Genomic DNA, 22,940 nt, shown 5'->3' on the forward strand with positions numbered 1-22,940 from the left:
CCTGATGATGCCCGTTTATAAGTATAAAGGTGGATTGCCATCCTGAAAGGATCCTGTTATAAAAGTATGATTTATACTTGTGCAGGATCCTTTCAGGATGACTTTTTTATACCTGGTTATATTTTTGCCAGCTCTTTGCTTTTGCAAGTCATATCGTTGGTTTAGCCTTGCTTTCTTTTCAGTCGGCAGCAATGCTTATACTTCTTGCCACTTCCGCAGGGGCATAGCTCATTGCGGCCGATGCGCTTACCGTAAGGGTTTAGAAGCTCCTTAAAATTGATGCGGAAACGGCGTTTGGGGTTCTGGTCAAAAATTTGAGTGAGTAGTTCGTAGAGCTTCGGGTGTTTCTCGGCCAGTTGATCCGGTTTCTCAAAAAAGTACTCCGTTACAACGGCAAAAAATTCTGCCTCACTCGTGGCGCCGTAGTTATCAATGTCAGACTTGCCCTGCTCAATCTTCTTTATTTTACGGTACATCAGCTCCTGCCATGGCTGCACCAACTCCTCGGGCAAGTAGGCTGCGGGTGTTCCGTCTATCTCACCGTCCGCCTGGTCCAGCATGTGCGCAAACTCATGTATGCCCACGTTTTTGCGGTCGGCCATGTCGTTGAAGCCACGCTCAAGTGCAGGCTTGGAGAGCGTTACGTAGTGGTCGTTCTGAAACGGATTTACCCGACCCAGCACCTCGCTGACGGCCTCACTTTTCTCGTTTTTATACCTTTTTATACTTCCCGGGAAAACCAACACCTCACCCAAATTACGGTACTCCCATTCCCGGAAGCCGAAGATGGGGATAATGGCGCTGGAGGCCACCAATACCTTGGTCAGGTCATCGATCTCCACATCAACGCCGGTAATGCGCTTCTCCGAAAGGAAAAGCTGCAGCATTTTTTCGTAACGCCGCTTGTCTTCGTCTGTCTTTAAAGTATGGTAAAACCCCACCCTGTCCTGTAGGATCTTACGCCACTCTGCCGGGAACTCCGCTGCCAGCACCTGCCTGCGATGCCTCTTCTGCCTGGTGGCCCAACGGTAAAAAACGAAGCCAATAACAGCTACAAAAAGTATGAATGCGATGTATCCCATGGGCACCTTAAACGCAGTTGCAAAAAGAAAGATGCTAGCTTACCAGCAGGTTGCAGCCCCGAATATCAGAATTATCGAAGCGGCCCAGCACCTCAAAGCTTCCGTCTGGGTGCAGGCGGCCTATGTCTTTCGTCTCGATAAAAGCACAGGAGTCCACATTGGCCAGGTCGATAACGTTGATGCCACCGCTGCGCACCTGGCTGTTCATATCAAAAGGATCATTCAGGTCGCGCAGGAGAATGCGCATTGTATAGCCAGGCCAGAAAATGCCCTCTCCTTTGGAGTACCCCTGTGAGAGTAGCTCGGTCATGCCATACTCTGAATGGATGCTCTGAACGCCAAGCCTCTGCTTCAGCTGTGCATGCAACTCTTCCCGTATCATTTCTCGGCGGCGCCCCTTCATACCACCAGTCTCCATCACGGTTACACCTGTAAAATCCTCCTGCCCCCGAAGCTCGGCGGCCAGGTCCAGCAAAGCGTAGGATACGCCGATCAGCAACACTTTCTTACCCCTTTCCCTCGCCTGCCGCAGCCCCTGCAACAGTTGGCCATGGTCGTGCAGGTAAAAACCTTTTTCAGTTTGCCCGGTCTTCTTTATAAAATGGTCCACCATAGCTACCAGCGACGAACCGCCCTGCTCCAGGTAGGAAGGAAGCAGCGCAAGTATGACGTAATCCTGCAAAGCCCCGTAATATCTCTCGAAAATACGCTCCGACACCTGATGGTAAAGTTCCAGGTTGGATACAAAATGGCGGCTTCGAGCTTGCTGGGTAGTGCCGCTGCTGTAGAAAACGGCCTCCGCTTTAAACTCTCCGCTCATCACCTGCTGCTCTTTAAAGAACTCTATGGGCAAAAACGGAACCTGCTCCAGCGCCTGCACCTGCTCCGGGTTAATGCGCAGGTACTCCAGGTACTGCCGGTACACCGGATTGTGCTGGGCCTGGAAACGGAACAGTGCCAAAGCCGTAGAATTAAATTCAAAAGGCTCCTGCTGACACAGTATGCTGGCGTGGTGGGTTTTAAAATCCATTGAATACAACAATTGCTATATTTCCTGCGTTTGATTTAGTAAATTTAGCTTCATTTTCTGATACTCCACATGAAAAACATGCTAAAGTATAGCCCTCTGCTGCTGGTGCTGGCTTTTGCCTTTAACAGTTGCCGCGAAGAACCAAGCTACAGCGACGTACCTGCCATTACGTTTGACAGAGTGGAGCAGTATACCTTCACGAAGAACAATATTATTTCGGACTCCCTGGTCGTTGCCATCGATTTTCAGGATGGAGACGGAGACCTGGGCCTTGCCCGTTCCGCCCCGGATGGCACACAGACCGGGCCTGATTTTGAGCCACCCTTTAACCAAGGCTCGCAGTATTTCGACAACTTTGTGGCCAACTTGCAGATAAAGCGTGGGGACACCTATGAGGATACTCCCGTTAACTTTAACGGCCGTTTCCCGAGGCTCTCTTCCGGTGAAGACGCTGAGACGTTGGAGGGTGAGATACGTTATACCATCACTAACTTTTCAACAGATGCTTTCCCGCCCGGAGATACCATTCGTTTAGAAGTATATATTTATGACCGTGCCCTTAACAAGAGCAATGTGGTGTACACAGATGACATTGTGGTATACCAGGGACAAGGGCGCTAAACTGACCTGATAAGCTAAAAGAAAATCCCCGGTAGTTTCGGCTACCGGGGATTTTTTATGTAAGTATATTTTATACTTAATAAATTGTTGGATAAGCTTTCGGGTCCGCCTCGTGCATGATCTCGTAAACCGTATCGAACACATCCTCCGGGTTAGGTTTGGAGAAATAATCGCCATCCGAGCCATACGGAGGACGATGCGCCTGCGCCGACAGACACTGCGGCTTAGAATCCAACCATCTCCAGGCCCCCTGTTCGTCCACCACCTGCTGCATCATGTAAGCTGATGCTCCGCCCGGCACGTCCTCATCAGCAAACAACACACGGTTTGTTTTCCGGATGGAGTCCGTGATCATGTGGTCCACGTCGAATGGCAGCAGCGTTTGCACGTCTATTACCTCGGCAGAGATACCGAACTGCTCCAGTTGCTTTGCAGCTTCCAGCACGATACGGCACATAGATCCATATGTAACGATGGTAATGTCAGTACCTTCTTTCAGTATCTCTGGCTTGCCAAGCGGCACCGTAAACTCACCAATGTTGTTCGGGATACGCTCCTTCAGGCGATAACCGTTGAGGCACTCTATTATTAAAGCCGGCTCATCAGCTTTTAATAAGGTATTGTAGAAACCTGCCGCCTGTGTCATGTCACGTGGCACAAGCACATGCATACCGCGAATGCTGTGCAGGATCATGCCAATTGGCGAACCTGAGTGCCAGATACCCTCCAGGCGGTGGCCACGCGTACGCACAATCAATGGGGCTTTCTGGCCTCCTTTGGTGCGGTACTGCAGGCAAGCCACGTCATCCGACAAGATTTGGATGGCATAGAGCAGGTAGTCCAGGTACTGAATCTCGGTGATCGGGCGAAGGCCGCGCAATGCAGCACCAATCCCCTGCCCAACGATGGTACACTCACGAATACCGGTGTCGGTAACACGCAACTCACCGTGCTTCTCCTGCAGGCCGGCAAAAGCCTGATTTACGTCACCTATAAATCCTACGTCCTCGCCAATGGCAAACACACGCGGGTCGCGGGAAAGTATGGCATCGAAGCAGGCTTGAAGCACCTCACGGCCATCTACTACCGGGGAGTTCTCATCAAACTCAGGCTTTATTTCCTCTACCAGCAGCGCCGCTTCATCAGACTGGCTATATAAGTATGAATTGTAGCGGTCGGCGTTCTCACCTAAGGTCTGTTCCAGCCAACCTACCAGTTCACGCTTGGCCTGGTTGTTCTCGTCACGCACGTAGCGCAAGGCCTTTCGCACGGCTCTAACAGAGTCACTACGGATCGGGTTAAGCGTTTTGCGCAGTTCCTCGGCAATGGTGGCTACTTCCGTAATATGCTCGCTTGCTTTGGCAAGGCCATCCAGCAGGTTCAGCGCCTCCTCGTGGTCTGCTTTTATAGCTGTGGCAAAAGCAGACCAGGCATTGCCGCGGGCTGCTTTCACAGCATCTTTTGCCTCCGCCTCGATCTGATCCAGTTGCTCAACAGTTGTAATTTCATTGTCCAGTATCCACTCACGCATCTTCTTAAGGCAGTCATAGTCAGCCTCCCACTCCAGGCGCTCCTTAGATTTGTAGCGCTCGTGCGAACCCGAAGTGGAGTGCCCCTGTGGCTGCGTCAGTTCCTCTACGTGCACCAGTACCGGCACATGCTGCTCGCGGCATACACGGACGGCGGCCTCATATGTCTCGCAAAGGGCGGCATAATCCCAACCCTTTACTTTAAATACCTCATACCCTTGCTCCCCTTCGGCATTGCGTTGGAAACCGGCCAGAATCTCCGAGATACTGCCCTTGGTAGTCTGGTACTCGGCTGGCACTGAGATACCGTAGGCATCGTCCCAAACAGAAACCAGCATTGGTATTTGCAGTACGCCACCGGCATTGATGGCCTCGAAGAACATACCTTCTGAGGTGGAAGCATTTCCGATCGTGCCGAAAGCTACCTCGTTGCCGTTTACTGAGAAGTTCTTAAAGCTTTGAAGCGCAGGGTTCTGGCGGTACAACTTGGAGGCATAGGCCAGACCTACCAGGCGTGGCATCTGGGCAGCAGTAGGCGATATATCGGAACTGGAGTTCTTCTGCTCCATCAGGTTTTTCCAGTTTCCCTCATCATCCAGCGAGCGGGTACCGAAGTGCCCGTTCATGGCGCGGCCGGCGGTTGAAGGCTCAGCCTCTACATCGGTGTGGGCATATAACTGGGCAAAGTACTGCTGCAGCGTCAGCTCCCCGATGGCAAACATGAAGGTCTGGTCGCGGTAATAGCCGGAGCGGAAGTCGCCGTTCTGAAAGAACTTTGCCATGGCCAGCTGCGCCACTTCCTTGCCATCCCCGAAAATACCAAACTTGGCCTTTCCCATAAACACTTCCTTGCGTCCGGCAAGGCTGGCCTGGCGGCTTTCCCAGGCAATACGGTAGTCATTTAATATTTCTTCGGAGGTTAGTCTCTGAGTTATAGATGCTTCAGCGGTTTGCATGTTGTCTCGATTAAACCAAAAGTGATTTTTCCAATCAAAAGTACATAAGATTCCCCTAAATTCAAATTTGGCGGCCTTCTGCAGCAACAACTGAACAAGGGTAACTATATGTTTGAAAAAAGAAATTAGTATATTTGTTTTGCACAGAAATTAACCGAATTTGAGTGCAAATTTCTGTTTCCTTTATTTTATGAGAAGAAAGCTATTCCTATTAACATTGCTGTGTTTTATATTTGTGAGCTATACAGCTAAGGCACAAGGGAAACTGATATTTGAAAAGGAAACCCATGATTTTGGTACCATAGCAGAGGGCACACAGGCCACCTACGTTTTTAAGGTGAAAAACGAGGGAAACGAGCCGGTGGTTATACCAGGTGTACAGGCCTCCTGCGGCTGCACCACCCCTACCTGGACCAAGGAGCCGATAATGCCGGGTAAAACTGGCACGATTACAGCTATATACAATTCAACAGGCCGGCCGGGCCCGTTCCATAAAAGTATTACCGTTCTCTCGAACAATTCGGAGAAGCCGACGCATGTTTTATACATTAAAGGGGAGGTTGGCCCAAAAGATTTAATTTCCGGACTCACCCCGGAACAAAAAGCCTTGTCGCCGCGTTTGGCAGTCGGAAGTACAAGCCACGACTTCGGAAAACTTGAAAAAGGACAAAAAGCTGTGGCCAAGTTCCTGATTCGCAACACCGGCCGAAAGCCGCTGGTGATAAAGGGTGTGGACAGCGCGTGCAACTGCGTAATTTACCGCACCTCTAAAGCGGAAATAAAACCCGGCGAGGTAGCGACTTTGGAACTAAGGTATATTCCAGCGTTGTTAGGAGAGCAAAACGAAGTAGTAACCGTTTTATCGAATGATTTGATCATGCCAAACCTCAGACTTACGTTAAAGGCGAAAGTAACGGAGGCCAAAGCAACTAAAGATATGGTAAAGGAAGGCGCACAGCCGACACCTTTCAGATAGTTTTTTTCATAGTTTTATTTTGTACTAATGGCAGTGATTTTATCGCTGCCTTTTTTCATTTTATACCTTTCCGTTTTATGGTGACAACGGCGTCGGCTGTTGCATGGTTTCGTTACATTTACATCCTCTTACTCAAACCCTTACGCCACAGAAGCGCAGAAGTATTTTATTTCTGTAAACTAATGGTATCTTTGCGCAGCTAAACATAAAACTTGTTACTTTTTAAACTGATCGCGACATGATAATTGGTGTTCCGAAGGAGATCAAGAATAACGAAAACCGCGTGGGTGTAACGCCTGCCGGTGTGATTGAATTGGTGCGCAATGGCCACACCGTTTACGTACAGTCTACTGCCGGTGAGGGCAGCGGCTTTATGGATGATGATTATACGGGTGCCGGTGCTACAATCCTACCTAGCATTGAGGAGGTTTATGGCATCGCTGAGATGATCATCAAAGTTAAAGAGCCAATTGAGTCTGAGTATAGCCTGATCAAGGAAGACCAGTTGCTGTTCACATACTTCCACTTCGCCTCTTACGAGCCACTTACCCACGCTATGATCAAGCAGAAGGCTGTTTGCCTTGCTTATGAGACGGTGGAGAAAGCAGACAGAAGCCTGCCTTTGCTGGTGCCTATGTCTGAGGTGGCCGGCCGTATGTCGGTGCAGGAAGGTGCCAAGTACCTGGAGAAGCCCCTGAAAGGCCGTGGCATTCTGCTGGGCGGCGTACCGGGTGTGCGTCCTGCCAAGGTGATGATCCTGGGTGGCGGTGTGGTAGGTACCAACGCGGCCAAGATGGCTGCCGGCATGGGTGCCGACGTGACCATTCTGGACAACAACCTGCAGCGCCTGCGTTACCTGGATGATATCATGCCAGCCAACGTGAACACCTTCATGTCAAATGAGTACAACATCCGCGAGCTGCTATCAACGCATGACCTGATCATCGGTGCCGTGCTGATCCCGGGTGCCAAGGCGCCGCACCTGATCACCAGAGACATGCTGAAGGAAATGCGTCCGGGCACTGTGCTGGTTGACGTAGCCGTAGACCAGGGTGGCTGTATTGAAACCTGCAAGCCGACAACTCACCAGGACCCAACTTACATCATTGATGATGTGGTACATTACTGCGTGGCTAACATGCCGGGTGCCGTTCCTTATACTTCTACACTGGCGCTTACTAACGCTACGCTCCCTTACGCTATCCAGATCGCCAACAAAGGCTGGAAGAAAGCTTGTGCCGACAACGCCGAGCTGCTGAAAGGCCTGAACGTGGTGCAGGGCAAGGTAGTTTACCAGGGTGTGGCAGAGGCGTTTGGCCTGGAATTCGTGCCTGCTGAAAACGTGCTGTAACAGCCGCTATCATATAAATAAGGGCGCCTTTTTGACATTGTCAGAAAGGCGCCCTTATTTTTGCCCTGCAGTAAGCGACTAACACAGTATAGTCCGGAGCTGTTTTATACTTTTGCCTTAAGAAAAACAATAATGTTCGATACAACATTTAAGCTGATGCTGCGCCGGTTGGGCCTGTTGCTTGTGCTCTACACGCTGCTGCGTCTGTTGTTTCTTATATTTAATTACCCGGAGTTTGCCGAGGCTGGTGCAGGCCAGATGCTGTTCGCCTTTGCGCATGGCCTACGCTTCGACCTGGCGGCTATACTTGCCATAAACGGGCTCTTTATCCTGCTCTCGCTTCTTCCAGCCGGAAAAACACTGCACCCCGGCTACCAGCGCGTGCTGAAATGGGTATTTATACTTGGCAATGCCCCTTTTATAGCGCTGGCCATGGTGGACGTTGAGTTCTTTAAATTCATTGGCCGCCGCACCAGCAACGAGCTGCTTTCCATTACCGGCGACATTACCGATCAGTTGGTGCAGCTGCTGGGGTACTACTGGTACCTGGCACTCGGCTTCCTTTTACTTCTAGTTGGCCTGGCTAAGGCTTTCCCCAAGGCCCCTGCCTTACCCGCCCCCGCCGGTAAAGTGTGGGTACGCAGCTTACGCCTGCTGCTGGTGGCGGGTTTTGTGGTGCTGGGCATCCGTGGCGGACTGCAGCTAAAGCCGCTGCGGCCTAACCATGCCTTTATACTTGAGCCTGCCGCTTTGGGCCATCTCACTCTCAACAGCCCCTTCACTTTCATCAAAGGAATCGGCAAGACAGCGCTGGAAGAGAAACACTACTTCAATTCAGACAAAGAGTTACTGGCGGCGCTGCAGTTTAACCCGCAGAAGTATACCAAACCAAATGGATCACCGGTTAAAGAGAACGTGGTGATCATCATTCTGGAGAGTTTTGCCGCCGAATATGTGGGCGCACTGAATACCGGCCAGGGCTATACTCCTTTCCTGGACTCGCTGGCATCGGAAGGAATAATGTTCCGGCACGCCTTTGCCAACGGGCGAAAATCCATAGAGTCGTTGTCCTCCATACTTGCCGGGGTACCCTCGCTAATGCCTGAACCGTTCATCACATCTCCTTACCTTTCCAACAACCTGTATGGCTTAGGCACATTGCTGCAGCAAGCTGGCTACCAGACAGCCATGTTCCATGGGGCAGCTAACGGTTCGATGGGCTTTAACAACTTTGCCTCACGGGCAGGTGTGCAGGAATACTTTGGCCTGGATGAATACCCGGATGCGCTCCGCAAGCAGGACTTTGACGGACAGTGGGGTATTTTTGACGAGCCCTACCTGCAGTATGTTTCCAGGGAACTGACGGAGTTTCAACAGCCGTTTATGGCAACCCTGTTCACGCTGAGCTCGCACCAGCCTTATACCATACCGGCCAAGTATAAAGGCCGTTTCCAGAAAGGAGAGTTGGAGATACATGAGTCGATTGGCTATTCCGATCATGCGTTGCGGCAGTTCTTTAAATCAGCCTCGCAGCAACCGTGGTACGAGAACACGCTGTTTATACTTACCGCCGACCACACGCAGAAGAGTATAAACCCCGCCTACCAGAACGAGCTGGGGCATTTCCGGGTGCCGCTACTGCTTTTTCACCCAGGCAAGGACTTCCAGAGTATAAACGAATCAAAAGTAGCCCAGCATGCCGACATACCGGCCACCGTGGTGGATTACCTCAACCTAGCAACAGATAAACTGCTGCCTTTCGGCCACTCACTGCTGGACACCGCAAGTATGGGTAGGGCGGTGTTCTTTAACGGCAGCGCCTATGTGCTGGTTCAGCCGGAGGTGGTAACCGAGTTGAAGCAGGACGACCAGCTTTCCTTTTATACTTTCCCTGATCTTGCCCCGGCAGCCTCCCCTGCCCCACAGGCTGGCCAACTGCTAAAGGCGCAGGTGCAGTACTTCAGAAACGGCATGGTGGGCAACAGGCTATACTTTTGGAATGAGTAAACCTGATGATTTAAACTTTTCTACTCATTCACCGGTTCAATCATTCGTTTATTCAAAATTATACTTTGGCACCTCCGCCAGCGGCTCATACTTTCGGGTCTCGAAATCGACCTGCCAGCAGTAGTGCTGTAGTCCGTTGGATATCACCACATACTTTGCCTGAATCGTTTGGTTGTAAGTAGATACCTGTTTTACCACCTCCTGCGTTATGGGTACATGGGCGGCTTTACACTCCAGCAGCAGGTGCGGCTTTCCTTGGGAGTTATAAATGCACAAATCGGTACGTTTTTGGAGTTTGTTGTAGCTGGTGCCTCGCTCAATGCTGATCAGGCTTTTGGGGTAGCCTAGCGTTTGGATGAGGTAATGCACAAAATGCTGGCGCACCCACTCCTCCGGCGTCAGGACCACGTTTTTACGCCGAAGTATGTCGAAAATCAGATAATTAGCGTCAGATTTCGTAACTTTGTAATCAAAAGGTGGTAAGTTGAGTGCTTCCATGCTGCAATTTAGCCATTTTCCCACGCTTCCGCCCCAGTAGCCCCTGCTGCCAAGGCGGTTTTTTTATACCTTACTAATCAAAATAACCCATGAAAACGAAAGAAGAAATAGTAAACGACTGGTTGCCCCGTTACACCGGCGTGCCACTCGATGAATTTGGAGAATATATCCTGCTCACAAACTTTATCAACTATGTGCGCATGTTCGCCGACCGTTTCGGCGTGGAGATAAGAGGGATGGACAAGCCGATGCAGACAGCCACGGCCAACAACATCACTATCATCAACTTCGGAATGGGCAGCGCCATGGCAGCCACGGTAATGGACCTTTTATCAGCAACTAAGCCAAAGGCAGCCTTGTTCCTGGGCAAATGCGGAGGCCTGAAGCGCAAGACGCAGATCGGCGACCTGATCCTTCCGATCGCAGCCATTCGCGGCGAGGGTACCTCAGACGACTATTTGCCACCGGAAATCCCGGCCCTGCCATCCTTCCGCCTGCAGCGCGCCGTTTCCTCCATGATCAAGAAGCACGAGATGGATTACTGGACCGGCACGGTGTATACGACCAACCGCCGCGTGTGGGAGCACGACGAGGATTTTAAGGACTACCTGCGCCAGATCCGCGCCATGGGCATCGACATGGAAACGGCAACCATCTTTACCGTGGGCTTTATCAATGAAATTCCGCACGGCGCCCTGCTGCTGGTGTCGGATAACCCGATGATCCCGGAGGGTGTGAAGACTTCTGAAAGCGATAAACTGGTAACATCCAACTACGTGGAGAAGCACCTGAGCATTGGCATCGACTCGCTGCTGGAGCTGATTAACACGGGAGATTCTGTAAAACACATGCGCTTCGAATAAACCATACCATGACAACTAAACTCCGTACCCTTGCCGCCTCCCTGCTACTTGGCGGCGCGCTGCTCGGCAGCTGTACCGGCACCAAAACCAACTCCGATGCTGCCGACCTGATCGTGTATAACGGTAACGTGTACACGGTAAACGACAGCTTCGACAAAGCCGAGGCATTTGCCGTGAAAGATGGCAAAATTGAGGCTGTTGGCACCTCAGAAGAGATTCGGGGCAAGTATAAAGCTACTGAGGAACTCGATGCCGAGGGCAAGACTATTTACCCGGGTTTTATAGATGCCCACGCGCACTTCTACCGCTATGGCCTTTCGCTGGTTTCGGCTGACCTGGTAGACACCGAGTCGTTTAAAGAGGTGGTGCAAAAGGTAACGGAGCAGCGCGAGAAATACCCTGACACGGAGTGGATAACCGGCCGCGGCTGGGACCAGAACGACTGGGCGGTGAAGGAGTTCCCGACCAAGGATACGCTGGACCTCCTCTTCCCCGACACCCCGGTTATACTTACCCGTATCGACGGGCATGCGGCCCTGGCTAACCAGAAGGCGCTAGACTTAGCTGGCATAACCCCTCAGACCAAGATGGTGGGAGGCCTGGTAGAAGTGGAGAACGGCAAAATGACCGGTATACTTGTAGATAATGCCATCGATATGGTTTCCAGCAAGGTACCAGCCCCATCCGAAGCTGAAAGCCGTGAGGCTCTGAAAAACGCCGAGGCGAATACGTTTGCAGTGGGTTTAACTACTGTGGATGATGCCGGCCTGGATAAATCGACTGTGGATCTGATTGATAACATGCATCAGAAAGGCGAGTTGCAGATGCGCGTGTACGCCATGCTGAACCCTTCGCAGGAGAACCAGGACTACTACTTTAAGAACGGTCCCTACAAAACCGACAGGTTGAATGTACGCTCCTTTAAGATATATTCTGATGGTGCATTGGGATCAAGGGGAGCCAGTTTGCTGAAGCCTTATGCCGATAAGCATAATCATTACGGTTTTCTGCTGGCCTCAGAGCAGGAGTTCCGGGATATTGCTGCGAAGTTGAATGAGCACGGCTTTCAGATGAACACCCACGCCATCGGCGACTCAGCCAACCGCCTGCTCCTGGACATTTACGGCGAGGTATTGGGTGGAGAAAACGACAAGCGCTGGCGCATTGAACACTCCCAGATCATCAACCCGGCCGATATGAACAAGTTTGGCAAGTATAGCATCGTTCCTTCCGTTCAGCCAACGCATGCCACCTCGGATATGTATTGGGCAGGCGACAGACTGGGCAAGGAGCGCATCAGGCACGCCTACCCGTTTAAGGAGCTGCTGGAGCAGAACGGCTACATTCCATTAGGCACCGATTTTCCGGTAGAAAGTATAAATCCGTTCTATACCTTCCACTCGGCTGTAGCCAGACAAGATGCTAAGGACTGGCCTGAAGGAGGTTTCCAGATGGAAAACGCCCTGAGTCGCGAAGAAGCCCTGCGAGGCATGACGATTTGGGCTGCCAGGTCTAACTTTGAGGAGAGCGAGAAGGGAAGTATAGAGCCCGGTAAATTCGCCGATTTTATACTTGTAGACCGCGACCTGATGACGGTGGAGCCAACCCAGATGCGCGAAGCACAGGTGCTGCGCACCTACCTGAATGGAAAGCTGGTGTACAAGAAATAGCTTGTTAAGTTAAGAGTTTAGGAATGCTTTTACTTTAACAAGCAAAAAGTCCGCTGGAGTTTACACTTCAGCGGACTTTTTGCTTAACGGGCAAGTATAAGTATAAAATCTACTGATTGCCACTAAGGGCGTGTGTGCTTTCCGGCTGTGCCCTCAGAATCCTTTTGCCCCGCATCAGGAACAGGAAAAGCAGCCCCAGTAAAAAAAACGTAATCAGCGCCAGGATGCTGTTTCGCATTGAGCCCGTCAGCTGCGTAATCAGGCCATAAGCCAAGGTACCCAGCACTATGGAAACCTTTTCGGTAACATCATAAAAGCTGAAGTAGGATGCGTGGTCTAGCGTGCTTTCTGGAATCAGCTTCGAGTAAGTGGAGCGCGACAGTGACTGAATTCCCCCCATCACAGAGCCCACTACAGCCGCCAATGCATAGAACTGTAGCTCCCCGTGTGTAAAGTAGGCCCCCACACAGATTCCTATCCAGATCATAACAGCCAAAATCAGTGCCCGCACGTTGCCATACTTCTCCGACAGCTTTGCGAAGGCATAGGCACCTGCGATGGCTACGAGTTGTATGATCAGGATGGTAATGATCAGCACCTCGCTTGGCAGGCGCAGCTCCACCTCACCGAATATGGCCGCGAGGTACATCACCGTTTGCACGCCCATGTTATAGAAAAAGTAGGCCAGCAGGAAGCGCTTGAGCAAGGGCAGGCCCTTTACCTGATCCAGCACCTTTTTCAGCTCCTTAAAACCGTTCAGAATCCAACTGCCCTTAGGCTTACGCTGGTACACGTTGCCCGGCAGGTGGTAGAATGTATACTGTGCAAAACCAAGCCACCAGATGCCCGTGCTCAGGAAGGCTATGCGCGGCGGCAGCGACGTGTTATCAGCGGCAATACCAAACCACTCCGGCTTCATGATCATCATAAGATTAAAGACAAGCAGAATCACACTGCCAATGTACCCCATCGAGAAGCCTCGTGCACTCAAACGGTCGTATTGGTCCTCGGTAGCTATCTCCGGCAAGTATGCGTTATAGAACACAATACTTCCGCTAAAACCAATGGTAGCCAGCACAAAAAGTACAACAGACAATGAAAATGTTTCGGCTGTAAAGAAGTATAAACCCGCACAAGATAGTGAGCCCAGGTAGCAAAACAGCTGCAGGAACATCTTTTTGCGGCCGCTGTAATCGGCTATGGCCGTTAAAAAAGGGCTCAAAAATGCGATAATAAGGAAAGCGGCCGAGATGGCATAAGTGAACAAAACCGAACTATCCAAGGTCAAACTCAAGAAGTTTACCACCGAGGTCCCATCCGGCTTTCTGGCTACCGCGCTGAAGTATATCGGGAAGATAGTAGACGTGATAACCAGCGAATAAACGGAGTTGGCCCAATCATAAAAACACCAGGCCCGGGTAACGGTAGGGTTGTTCTTTTCCATCCCGTAAAGTACTAAAAATAACTATAGCCAACATAGCCCTCATTCCCGTCAAGCTACACTTCCTATACCTGCCGCCGCTCCAGCAATTGCAGCGCCAGCTCCCACAGGTGTTCATAGGGCACGATCTCCACCTCCGTGAAGGCGTCGCCGGGCAAGGGTGTTGCCTGCAGCTTTTCCAGCAGCTTCTGACCCTGTGCCCGTGCATCTGCGGCGTTTCGTTTCATCAAGGCCAGCAGCAGCAGGCGCAAAAACAGCCGCGGCCGCTCGGCCTTCTCCCCCTTCAGGTACTTCTGCGTGTACTTGCGCAACCGCTCGGCCTGCCCCTCCAACTCATCCGCTTCGCCCTCTGAGAGTTTCTCCAGCACGTCCAGCACCAGCAGCGCCAGGTTAAAGCCAGATTTGTCTTTGGGAAGGATGAGGAGTTCGGACGCGATTTCGGATGGTAAATTCTCTTGCCAACCGTTTGTACTATGACTTACTAGGAAAATAAAATACTTCCTGTACAGCTCCCACCGTTCGATACTATTGTATGCTAACTTCTTGATGTGTTCGTTTTCTGTAGCTTCATTTAGCAATACCCCTGCCACCTCAAATTGTCTGCTATGTATAGCCAACAGCACATAGTTCTCCATAAATGCAAACCAATTAGTAGAGTACTTCGCAAAAAGCTGAATATTCTCTCCAGCTATCTTTAACCCTTTATCATACTGTCGGCTTTGCAGTAGGGCGTAAACTTCTGTAAAACTATTGTATTTTTTATCGAACCAACTTTCTAACACATTTTTAGACAATACCATTTTTTCAGCATGAGCTATTGTATTAACTATGTCGAAATATCTACCAGACTGTTCTAAATAAGCTATATTTAAAATATGGCGATGATAAAAAATAAGCGAAGAATTAGACTTGTTAAATAATTCTTCGAGCTCATCAAGGACTGATGGCAAACTTTGCAGATATTTAGATTTCTGACTGATAGGACCCCGAAGAGTCATCATTGTATGATCGTAAAGAGACATCGCACTTCTCTCCATGACCTGTATTTCATAACAGTTCGCAAGGACTTTTACAATGGTAGAGAATTCCTTTTCTTTTGTTAAGTTTAGAAATATTTTCTTTGTACCTTCAAGTGCCTTAATTTTCATCTCATTAAGCCCATAAGCGTTGGCAATTTCCAACACTTGGTCAAAAACCTTAAGCGCAAGCTTTTGCTCAGAGTAAACTAAAAGAGTCTGAGCTTCTGTTAACAGAGATAAGCACACACAGTTTGCTTCATGCACATTTTTACTTCCGACTGGCCCCCAATTTAAAAAGTGTAAATGATTGTAAAGCTTTTTTCTAAAACGAGACTTAAGGGTTCTGTAACTTCCGGTTAAACTTTTGTCTCCGTACAACTCCTCCGCTACAGCTTCATCTGATTGTACTGAATCCTTGGTTAACAGGTAAAAAAGTTTCGTTTCAAGTTTAGAGTTATCTTGAAAGTTGATGAGAGGATTAGATTTATGACTAAACTTGTCAATAATCCTCACAAGTCTTTGTAATTCCTTCATTAATGAAGCAGCTCTATTGATACTTATTTTCTAGTGTCGAGAGAATATGCTCCCAAAGGTGCTCATAAGGCACTATCTCAATTTCAGCAAAAGCGTCCCCTGGTGTTGGCGTTTCTAATAGCTTTTGATACAACTTATGACCCTTTCTTCTACAGGCAGTTACATCATAGTCTTCTGTTACAATTAAAATTAACAGCTTCAAAAATATTTTACTACGCAGACTAAACGCATCCTTTAGATGAGTTAAAATATACTTTTTAAGACTTTCAATACGATATAACAGCGCCTCAGAATCTTGCTTTTGCAAATAATAGATAAACTGTAGTATAAGTATGGCCACGTTAAAGCCCTGTTTATCTTTACTATATTCTGGTAGTGAAAGTAAAAAAGGATTGATAGAGTTTGTAGTAACCTCATGATTAAGCATCACCTGATAGGCTTTATAAATTCTCCATCTCTCCTTTGCTGAAACAGAGATTTTTTCTATAAAACTATTATTAAATACTTGGTGTAGTAAGACTTCTGCTAAATCATAATTTTTACTATGCACTGCCAGTAAAAAGAAATTTTCCTGAAATGAAAACCAGTTTATGCTCTTCTCATCAAATAATTTGATATAGTCTTTAGCATACTCCAAGCCTGAGTTATACTTTTTAAGTCGAAGATGAGCATACACCAAGATAAACTTATTGTAAAGACTATCAAATCTATACTGATTTACTAAACCATCTTCAATAAGCTTTTCCGAGTCTATAGTTAGCTGTAAGGTTCTGTCAAAATCACCTACCAACTCATAGTAAAGCATCGACAACTTATAGAAAGAGTTAAATGCTTCATATGTTCCAGCGCGGTTCCACAGTTGCCTAACATCTTCAACCTTAGAATTTAGGCTAGCAACTATATGTTTTCTTTTTTTTACACTTTTGAAAATTGAAACCCTAACTGATTGATATATGTTTTGAGCTTCACGCTCTGCAAGTTTCCTCAGCAGCAGATCATTGTAAGACTTAAGGTGCGTTTCATAAGTATTTTGTTTACCAGTAAATGCCAAAGAAGCTAGGATTATTTCATAAGCTAATATCTTTTGATTAGTAAAAGAGTATTCATCTGATATTGTCAAAGCTTTATTTGCCAGCCCTGCTGCTAGTAAAAACTTATGATTACGAAACAAGACATTCGATTTCAATAAAATTTGCTGGCATTGTTGCTCTTTGATGTAAACTAAGTTTGTTTCATTATCTTCATATTCGTATAAAAGTAGAAGATCATATAACTTAGTCTTAACCCTATGTTTAAGCATTTTGTATCTGAAGTCACTTGCAGATGCAGAATATAATTGCTTTGCAGCCCATTCATCATTTATAGGTACACCACTATAAATCAATGATATAAGCTTATATTCTTTACTATCTTTACGTGCTTTTTTAATGATATTATCCTTAGTTTCACTTTTCCTAAGGACTTCAATCAACTGGACAAGCTCTTCCAAAGTTATATTATTTAGTCAAAATATAATAGTTACTTTATTGATCAATCTCTACTTCTCAAGTAAAGAAAACTTAACTATATTTCCTATACTATATAGTCATTGAGCAATAAGATAGTTACTTTCTAGTAATTTACGTTTACTAATAACATCTAATAAAAGCATGTACTTTTTAAGATTATGGCACAGAAGCCCATAAATGATAATATTTTACAATTGAATTATAGTTACTTTAAATAGCAAATATTCCTTTCAGGATATCTTTAATTGATGAACCTTTGCATATAATTAAAAACCAAAAATCATGATCGAGCTACTAATTACACTGCTTATTGCACTTACGAATCCTACTGTTCCAGCAAACACTGATTCAGTTGCTGATAAAGACAGCAAACAAACGTCTTCAACAGATGTTATCTCTACTTTTGGTGGCACTGGAACTTGGATAGATAAGTAACATACTCTTCCTTTTTTTCCTAACTTGCCCTTACAAGCTTTTAGCCAAAGGGTAAGTACATGAGGAAAATTAATACAGCATTAACCTGCTTCTTTTTACTGCTATTTACATTCTGTAGTCAGCCAGAACGTGCGCCTGAGGAGGTGCGGGTGCGGGTAGCTATTGATCCGGAAACGCTGAGCCCTGTAAGCTACAGCAATGCCGGAGCACTACAGATCATTAACCTGCTGTTTCAGAGCCTGCTTAGCACGGACCTGGGCACCAATGAGATTAAGCCTTTCTTGGCTGAGAGCATGCCTACGGTCGAGCGACAGGACTCCATCACGCTTTTTACCTATACTATAAGGAAGGAGGCGGAATGGACGAATGGAAGCCCTATAACAGCCGAAGATGTAGCTTTCACGCTGAAGGTGGCCAAAGCTCCGTTGTTAAACAACGAGAGCCTGAAATCGCAGTTGGAGTTCATCCAGGACATCAGGATGGCTGCCGATAACCCGCGTCGCTTCACGTTTGTGTGCAGCGGCTATGCGCCTGAGATGGAGTTGCTCACCGGCGACTTCTTCATACTGCCGGCTTATCTGTACGACCCTGAGAACCTGCTTCATCACATTGATGTAGCAGACCTGAGCGGAGATCTTTCCGAGCTGGAAAACGATGAGAAACTAAAAGCATTCGCAGCCAAGTATAACTCGCCAGATTTTGGGCGTGACCCGAAACTGTTGCAAGGCAGTGGCGGCTATACGTTGGAGAACTGGGAAAACGGACAATACCTGACGCTGACGCGCAAAAAAGACTGGTGGGGGAATAACACATCTAACACACAACATCTGACAGCCATTCCACAGCGCGTCAGCTTTCAGGTTATACCAGACATCACCACTGCCCTTCTGGCTCTAAAGAACCGGCAGTTGGATGTATTGGAAGGTATACCGGCAGCTGAGTTTGAACAACTGCAGCAACAGGAGTCGTTTCTAAATGATTATGCCTTGCACACACCCGATGCTTACGAATTTGTGTATGCAGGCATTAACACACGCAAACCTAAATTCTCAGACAAGCGCACCCGTCAGGCAATTGCGCACCTCTTAGATATTGAGAGCGTGATTAAGGTTTCGCAACAAAACTACGCCACACCTACTGTTGGCCCAATCCCTCCCTCTGTTTCGAGCTTCTATAACACAGGTCTCACCCCCTACAGTTTTAATGCTGAAAAAGCTGCCAGCCTCCTTAAAGCTTCCGGATGGGTTAAAGAGCAGGATGGATGGCACAAGACCATCAATGGTAAAAAAGAAAAATTAAGCATTAATGTTATGTATCGCGCTGGCAGCACATCTTATGAGAATGCGGCTATGATACTGCAGCAGAACGCGGGGAAAATAGGCATTCCTGTGCAGGTGCAGGGGGTTGAGAGTAGCCTGCTAGCCCAGAGGTCAAAACAGCATGAGTTTGATATGTTCTTCCGCTCGTTGGGTGGCAATCCTTTTGCCTTCAATTTTAAGCCGCTGCTACACACAGATTATGCCGAACAAGGTGGCCTGAACTATACGGGCTTCGGTACAGCGGAGAGCGACCAGATCCTGGACAGGATCAGTAATACCGTGAACTCTCGCCAAGAAATGGCAAAGCTATTGAAACGCCTTCAGGAAATCATGTACGAGGAAGCGGCTTTCATTTCGATGTACTACATTAAAGAACGCATCGCTATCCACCGCCGGTTTTCCAACACTAAGGTTTCCGGCCTTAAGCCTAATTACGACGTTAGTGCCTTTACCTTAAAAGAAGAAGAGTAAGCTTTATGCTTGTATACTTGCTCAGGAGAATTCTGCTGGCTTTACCTGCGCTTTGGTTGCTTGGCACACTGGTGTTTCTACTGAGCAGGATGATTCCGGGCTCTTTCGCTGAAGAACGTTTCCTGAACGCGGAGGCAAGCTTTTACAACAAGAACAGCCAGAGCAGCCGCGAGGAAGCATACCGGGAGTATCAGCAGCGAACAGGGCAGCATCTTCCTATCTTCTACTTCAGCGTCTCCTCTGCTGCTATACCGGAGACAGGGCCTGACCTACCTGAAGCAGTGCAAGAGCAACTACAACAGTCTTACTCATACCTCCTGCCCAAGTTCAGCTGGCACGGCACACACAATCAATATCACACGTGGCTAGCAGGCATACTTACCGGAGATTTCGGCACCTCTTACCGCACCGGCAGGCCAGCTCTGGAGATGCTGTGGGAAAATATTGGCAATACACTCTGGTTATTGTCAGCAAGTATGCTTATTACGCTTGCAGTAGCTTTAGAGCTAAGTATAAGTATGGCCAAAAAGCGAATGCAGTGGTTACGGCGCCTGGTACTGCCCGCGCTCTTTATTATCGACAGTATTCCTATGCTGGTACTCTCCCTTCTGCTTCTGGTGCTGTTGGCTAACCCTGATTTTCTGCAGGTGTTTCCGGTGTACGGAATGGGCTATTATGTTCCGGGGCACCTGAGTATCTGGCAAGAGTTGGGGCAGCGACTGCAGTACATGGCTTTGCCTGTGCTGGCGCTTGTACTTGTCAACCTACCTTACATTACCAACCAGGTCTACAATTCGCTGCTGGCATCGCTGCAATCCGATTACACACGCACCGCCAAGGCAAAGGGGTTACCAGAGCATCTTATCATCCGGAGGCATGCGCTACGAAACGCCCTGCTGCCAATAATTACCATTGTTTCAGATTTCCTCCCGGCTCTTGTCAGTGGTTCCATACTTATAGAAACGATTTACGCCATACCCGGCATAGGCCGGCTGCTGATAGACTCTGTTTTATCCAGGGATTACCCGGTACTGGTGACAATTATACTTGTGGTGCTGGTTGTCAGAATGGCTGCCTATGCGCTGGCTGACACAGCCTATGCATGGGCTGACCCGCGCATTAAACAGAAACTGGCATGAGGCATATCTGGCAAATTATAAAGAGCCTGTGGAGAAACAAATGGGGCTTCCGGATAGCTTCAACGTACCTGCTGCTTCTACTAGCGCTGGTACTGGCGCTGCCTTTGCTGCCATTGCCTTACGCCCCGAACTTCCTGGACCTGCAGCATCCCTTCCTTGCTCCTTTCACGGCAAAGGGTATGGCGGCAGGGCACCCCCTGGGCACCGACGGTTTGGGCCGCGATGTGATGGCGAACCTTCTTTTTGGCGCACGCACGGCTTTCCTGATCAGTTTGCCGGTCATGTTGTTGGCTACTTTTATCGGAGTAGCACTGGGCACCACTGCCGGGTATTTTGGTGACTACGCTTTCCGTAAGCCGCTGCACAATGTGTTACGTTGGGCCTTGGGGTTCCTGGCTTTTCTATACTATGGCTTATACCTGCCCTTAAAGCTTCACCAGTTAAATATGGGGATGAAGACACTAGTTATGCCTATCGGCCTGCTGCTATTTACCCTTCTGCTTTTGTGGCTTTTAACTAGCGTGCTGCTGAGGAGATTCTTACTGTGGCAGCGCTTGGTTGCCATACCTATAGATAAAGTGGTGATGCGGTTAATTGAGGCGCTGACCAGTATTCCTCGCTTTGTGCTGATACTGGTACTGGCATCCTTCATTCCACCCTCTCTGCCACTGCTCTCCCTGTTGCTTATCTTTACGCTGTGGCCTGCCGCTGCACGACTCTCACGGGCAGAAATGTTACGTATAAAGCAATTACCATACTTCGAAGTCGCACGAAGTATAGGCAACAGTCCACAACAACTTATCTGGAGACATGCGCTGCCGAATCTGGGCGGTCCGGTTTTGATAGCTTTTTCGTTTGGCCTGGGCGGCCTGCTGGCGCTGGAGTCTACGCTATCCTTCCTCAACATTGGCGTGCCGACAACACTTGTGAGCTGGGGCCGCACTATCTCGAGCATCAGAGGCAACACCTCGGCATGGTGGTTGGTTGCCTTCCCCGGAGGCTTTCTCAGCCTTACCGTACTGGCACTTTATACCTGCAGTCACTATTTCTCGCAGATATTTGGCTCCAGAAACGGCCAATAACATGTTACTTTTTCCTTTATTCCATCAACCCTACACACCTAACTTAGTATTACCGCTGCTTTAAAATAGTTTTATTGCAGAACTCCGAAAAGCCTTACAAACGACTGTATTACAAGTAAATAAATGGGTATATTAATTCACTAATGGTCTAAAAATTCCCTACTTAGAACAGCACAAAGGTATATCTACTCCTCTATACTACACGTTTACCCACCGAAATACCCATGTTACTTTTGCGAATTAATATTCCTGTTTCTACAGAGGTGGCATGCTTATACTTGTAGCGTGTTAGAACCCAAAACCCCATCGTCACATGAATTCGACATTAAACCCTTCACCCAAGAAATTGGCTGAACCCTGCCTGGTAAAGGCGGCGCTTCTGCCCTGTAGTACTACTACAAAGGCTTACCTGCAGACCGATGAACCAGTTGGCTATGCTACCATAGACGGCAATGTGGTTACCTACCACGCAGGTTCAAGCGCGGTAAGCAACGGAGCAGGTATCTTCATCGGAGACTACTTTGTTGGCCTTGCTGATAACTATGAATCTGTTAGTATAACCCCATTTATTCGTTACTAACAGCTTTAATTACCAGAACCCCTATTACCCTTTAATTTTAATAGATTTTGTTGGTTGTTTGTGTTTAGATTAGGCAAGCCCTGTAGTTCCCCCCTACAGGGCTTTTGCTCTTTTATTCAAACATGTTAAGATACGCCCTAGCGGCCAATACGCAAAATACTGGTACTTAATTATTTTAGCTAACCTTTAATTTCTCCTTGAAAACCTTGCGGAACTTATCCAGTTTAGGTCGGATGACAAAACTGCAGTAAGGCTCGTGGCCGTGTGTGCTGTAGTAATTCTGATGATAGTCTTCGGCGGGATAAAACTTCTCTAATGGTTCTATTGCCGTTACGATCGAATCGTTAAAAGCACCGGAAGCATCCAGTTCCTGCTTATACTTTTCTGCAAGCTGTTTTTGCTCCTCGTTGTGGTAGAAGATAATCGAGCGGTATTGCGGGCCGATGTCATTGCCCTGTCGGTTCAGGGTAGTAGGGTCGTGGGTACTCCAGAAAACTTCCAGAAGTTCCTGGTAACTGATTTGCTGCGGGTCATACGTCACCTGAAGCACCTCCGCGTGCCCTGTGGTGGCAGAGCAGACCTGCTTATAGGTAGGGTTCTCCACATGCCCGCCAGCGTAACCCGGCATAACCTTCTCAACTCCTTTTAACTCCTGAAAAACGGCTTCTGTGCACCAGAAGCAACCGTTGCCAAATGTTGCTGTTTCCATAGTTCAATCTTTTATACTTTGTCCTGAGGTACAACACCTATCCCCCATAAAACTGTTACCCTAACTAACCAAGAAAAGTCCGGAGGGTTATGCCTATTTTCCAGGAAGGCTAAGATGAAA

The 22,940-nt window shown here is 48.2% G+C and carries 19 protein-coding genes; 11 read left to right on the forward strand and 8 right to left on the reverse strand.

Features of this window, described 5'->3' with window-relative positions; genetic code table 11:
• Positions 1-161 precede the first annotated feature (161 nt).
• Both OO017_RS12425 and OO017_RS12430 read right to left on the reverse strand, forming a co-directional pair.
• A complete protein-coding gene (locus OO017_RS12425) occupies positions 162-1,082 on the reverse strand; it encodes a zinc-dependent peptidase (protein ID WP_266052822.1) in 921 nt (306 codons plus the stop codon).
• Between the two features lie 34 nt (positions 1,083-1,116).
• Positions 1,117-2,112, reverse strand: a complete 996-nt coding sequence (locus OO017_RS12430) for an acyl-CoA synthetase family protein (RefSeq protein ID WP_266052823.1) — start codon at positions 2,110-2,112, stop codon at positions 1,117-1,119.
• A gap of 69 nt (positions 2,113-2,181) precedes the next feature.
• Here OO017_RS12430 and OO017_RS12435 point away from each other — a divergent pair, with 69 nt between their 5' ends.
• Positions 2,182-2,733, forward strand: a complete 552-nt coding sequence (locus OO017_RS12435) for a hypothetical protein (RefSeq protein WP_266052824.1) — start codon at positions 2,182-2,184, stop codon at positions 2,731-2,733.
• Positions 2,734-2,809: 76 nt separating this feature from the next.
• On the opposite strand, the gene OO017_RS12440 is transcribed toward OO017_RS12435, so the two are convergent.
• Positions 2,810-5,218, reverse strand: coding sequence for an alpha-ketoacid dehydrogenase subunit alpha/beta (locus tag OO017_RS12440; protein WP_266052825.1), 2,409 nt, complete (start codon positions 5,216-5,218; stop codon positions 2,810-2,812).
• A gap of 235 nt (positions 5,219-5,453) precedes the next feature.
• Here OO017_RS12440 and OO017_RS12445 point away from each other — a divergent pair, with 235 nt between their 5' ends.
• From OO017_RS12445 to OO017_RS12455, 3 genes are all read left to right on the forward strand, one after another.
• Positions 5,454-6,194, forward strand: a complete 741-nt coding sequence (locus OO017_RS12445; protein WP_266052826.1) for a DUF1573 domain-containing protein — start codon at positions 5,454-5,456, stop codon at positions 6,192-6,194.
• Positions 6,195-6,432: 238 nt separating this feature from the next.
• A complete protein-coding gene (gene ald, locus OO017_RS12450; RefSeq protein ID WP_266052827.1) occupies positions 6,433-7,545 on the forward strand; it encodes an alanine dehydrogenase in 1,113 nt (370 codons plus the stop codon).
• 132 nt (positions 7,546-7,677) lie between these two features.
• Positions 7,678-9,552, forward strand: a complete 1,875-nt coding sequence (locus OO017_RS12455; protein ID WP_266052828.1) for an LTA synthase family protein — start codon at positions 7,678-7,680, stop codon at positions 9,550-9,552.
• A 48-nt stretch (positions 9,553-9,600) separates the two neighbouring features.
• Here OO017_RS12455 and OO017_RS12460 read toward each other — a convergent pair whose 3' ends face one another.
• Positions 9,601-10,050, reverse strand: coding sequence for a type I restriction enzyme HsdR N-terminal domain-containing protein (locus tag OO017_RS12460; RefSeq protein ID WP_266052829.1), 450 nt, complete (start codon positions 10,048-10,050; stop codon positions 9,601-9,603).
• 89 nt (positions 10,051-10,139) lie between these two features.
• Here OO017_RS12460 and OO017_RS12465 point away from each other — a divergent pair, with 89 nt between their 5' ends.
• On the forward strand, positions 10,140-10,913 hold the full coding sequence (locus OO017_RS12465) for an AMP nucleosidase (protein ID WP_266052830.1): 774 nt from the start codon (positions 10,140-10,142) through the stop codon (positions 10,911-10,913).
• An 8-nt stretch (positions 10,914-10,921) separates the two neighbouring features.
• The gene (locus tag OO017_RS12470) at positions 10,922-12,583 is read left to right on the forward strand and encodes an amidohydrolase (RefSeq protein WP_266052831.1); all 1,662 of its coding nucleotides are present in this window, start codon (positions 10,922-10,924) and stop codon (positions 12,581-12,583) included.
• Positions 12,584-12,692: 109 nt separating this feature from the next.
• Here the strand turns inward: OO017_RS12470 and OO017_RS12475 are convergent, their stop codons facing one another.
• The 3 genes from OO017_RS12475 to OO017_RS12485 form a co-directional block, all read right to left on the reverse strand.
• Entirely contained in the window at positions 12,693-14,027 is a 1,335-nt protein-coding gene (locus tag OO017_RS12475; protein WP_266052832.1) for an MFS transporter, read from the reverse strand.
• A gap of 62 nt (positions 14,028-14,089) precedes the next feature.
• Entirely contained in the window at positions 14,090-15,577 is a 1,488-nt protein-coding gene (locus tag OO017_RS12480) for a hypothetical protein (protein ID WP_266052833.1), read from the reverse strand.
• Between the two features lie 13 nt (positions 15,578-15,590).
• Positions 15,591-17,066, reverse strand: a complete 1,476-nt coding sequence (locus OO017_RS12485; RefSeq protein WP_266052834.1) for a hypothetical protein — start codon at positions 17,064-17,066, stop codon at positions 15,591-15,593.
• 301 nt (positions 17,067-17,367) lie between these two features.
• Here OO017_RS12485 and OO017_RS12490 point away from each other — a divergent pair, with 301 nt between their 5' ends.
• The 5 genes from OO017_RS12490 (at position 17,368) to OO017_RS12510 (ending at position 22,111) form a co-directional block, all read left to right on the forward strand.
• Positions 17,368-17,520, forward strand: a complete 153-nt coding sequence (locus tag OO017_RS12490) for a hypothetical protein (RefSeq protein WP_266052835.1) — start codon at positions 17,368-17,370, stop codon at positions 17,518-17,520.
• Positions 17,521-17,579: 59 nt separating this feature from the next.
• The gene (locus OO017_RS12495) at positions 17,580-19,310 is read left to right on the forward strand and encodes an ABC transporter substrate-binding protein (RefSeq protein ID WP_266052836.1); all 1,731 of its coding nucleotides are present in this window, start codon (positions 17,580-17,582) and stop codon (positions 19,308-19,310) included.
• A gap of 5 nt (positions 19,311-19,315) precedes the next feature.
• The gene (locus tag OO017_RS12500) at positions 19,316-20,449 is read left to right on the forward strand and encodes an ABC transporter permease (RefSeq protein WP_266052837.1); all 1,134 of its coding nucleotides are present in this window, start codon (positions 19,316-19,318) and stop codon (positions 20,447-20,449) included.
• A complete protein-coding gene (locus OO017_RS12505) occupies positions 20,446-21,531 on the forward strand; it encodes an ABC transporter permease (protein ID WP_266052838.1) in 1,086 nt (361 codons plus the stop codon). The genes OO017_RS12500 and OO017_RS12505 overlap by 4 nt, the downstream gene beginning before the upstream one ends.
• Positions 21,532-21,844: 313 nt before the next feature.
• On the forward strand, positions 21,845-22,111 hold the full coding sequence (locus OO017_RS12510; RefSeq protein ID WP_266052839.1) for a hypothetical protein: 267 nt from the start codon (positions 21,845-21,847) through the stop codon (positions 22,109-22,111).
• 175 nt (positions 22,112-22,286) lie between these two features.
• Here OO017_RS12510 and msrA read toward each other — a convergent pair whose 3' ends face one another.
• Positions 22,287-22,820, reverse strand: coding sequence for a peptide-methionine (S)-S-oxide reductase MsrA (gene msrA, locus OO017_RS12515; RefSeq protein ID WP_266052840.1), 534 nt, complete (start codon positions 22,818-22,820; stop codon positions 22,287-22,289).
• Positions 22,821-22,940: the final 120 nt, after the last annotated feature.

This window comes from Pontibacter anaerobius (assembly GCF_026241195.1).
GTDB lineage: Bacteria > Bacteroidota > Bacteroidia > Cytophagales > Hymenobacteraceae > Pontibacter > Pontibacter anaerobius.

Coding starts and splice junctions, on each gene's coding strand:
- OO017_RS12425 (WP_266052822.1), bottom strand. CDS start 1,082: ATGGGATACATCGCATTCATACTTTTTGTAGCTGTTATTGGCTTCGTT.
- OO017_RS12430 (WP_266052823.1), bottom strand. CDS start 2,112: ATGGATTTTAAAACCCACCACGCCAGCATACTGTGTCAGCAGGAGCCT.
- OO017_RS12435 (WP_266052824.1), top strand. CDS start 2,182: ATGAAAAACATGCTAAAGTATAGCCCTCTGCTGCTGGTGCTGGCTTTT.
- OO017_RS12440 (WP_266052825.1), bottom strand. CDS start 5,218: ATGCAAACCGCTGAAGCATCTATAACTCAGAGACTAACCTCCGAAGAA.
- ald (WP_266052827.1), top strand. CDS start 6,433: ATGATAATTGGTGTTCCGAAGGAGATCAAGAATAACGAAAACCGCGTG.
- OO017_RS12455 (WP_266052828.1), top strand. CDS start 7,678: ATGTTCGATACAACATTTAAGCTGATGCTGCGCCGGTTGGGCCTGTTG.
- OO017_RS12460 (WP_266052829.1), bottom strand. CDS start 10,050: ATGGAAGCACTCAACTTACCACCTTTTGATTACAAAGTTACGAAATCT.
- OO017_RS12465 (WP_266052830.1), top strand. CDS start 10,140: ATGAAAACGAAAGAAGAAATAGTAAACGACTGGTTGCCCCGTTACACC.
- OO017_RS12470 (WP_266052831.1), top strand. CDS start 10,922: ATGACAACTAAACTCCGTACCCTTGCCGCCTCCCTGCTACTTGGCGGC.
- OO017_RS12475 (WP_266052832.1), bottom strand. CDS start 14,027: ATGGAAAAGAACAACCCTACCGTTACCCGGGCCTGGTGTTTTTATGAT.
- OO017_RS12480 (WP_266052833.1), bottom strand. CDS start 15,577: ATGAAGGAATTACAAAGACTTGTGAGGATTATTGACAAGTTTAGTCAT.
- OO017_RS12490 (WP_266052835.1), top strand. CDS start 17,368: ATGATCGAGCTACTAATTACACTGCTTATTGCACTTACGAATCCTACT.
- OO017_RS12495 (WP_266052836.1), top strand. CDS start 17,580: ATGAGGAAAATTAATACAGCATTAACCTGCTTCTTTTTACTGCTATTT.
- OO017_RS12500 (WP_266052837.1), top strand. CDS start 19,316: ATGCTTGTATACTTGCTCAGGAGAATTCTGCTGGCTTTACCTGCGCTT.
- OO017_RS12505 (WP_266052838.1), top strand. CDS start 20,446: ATGAGGCATATCTGGCAAATTATAAAGAGCCTGTGGAGAAACAAATGG.
- OO017_RS12510 (WP_266052839.1), top strand. CDS start 21,845: ATGAATTCGACATTAAACCCTTCACCCAAGAAATTGGCTGAACCCTGC.
- msrA (WP_266052840.1), bottom strand. CDS start 22,820: ATGGAAACAGCAACATTTGGCAACGGTTGCTTCTGGTGCACAGAAGCC.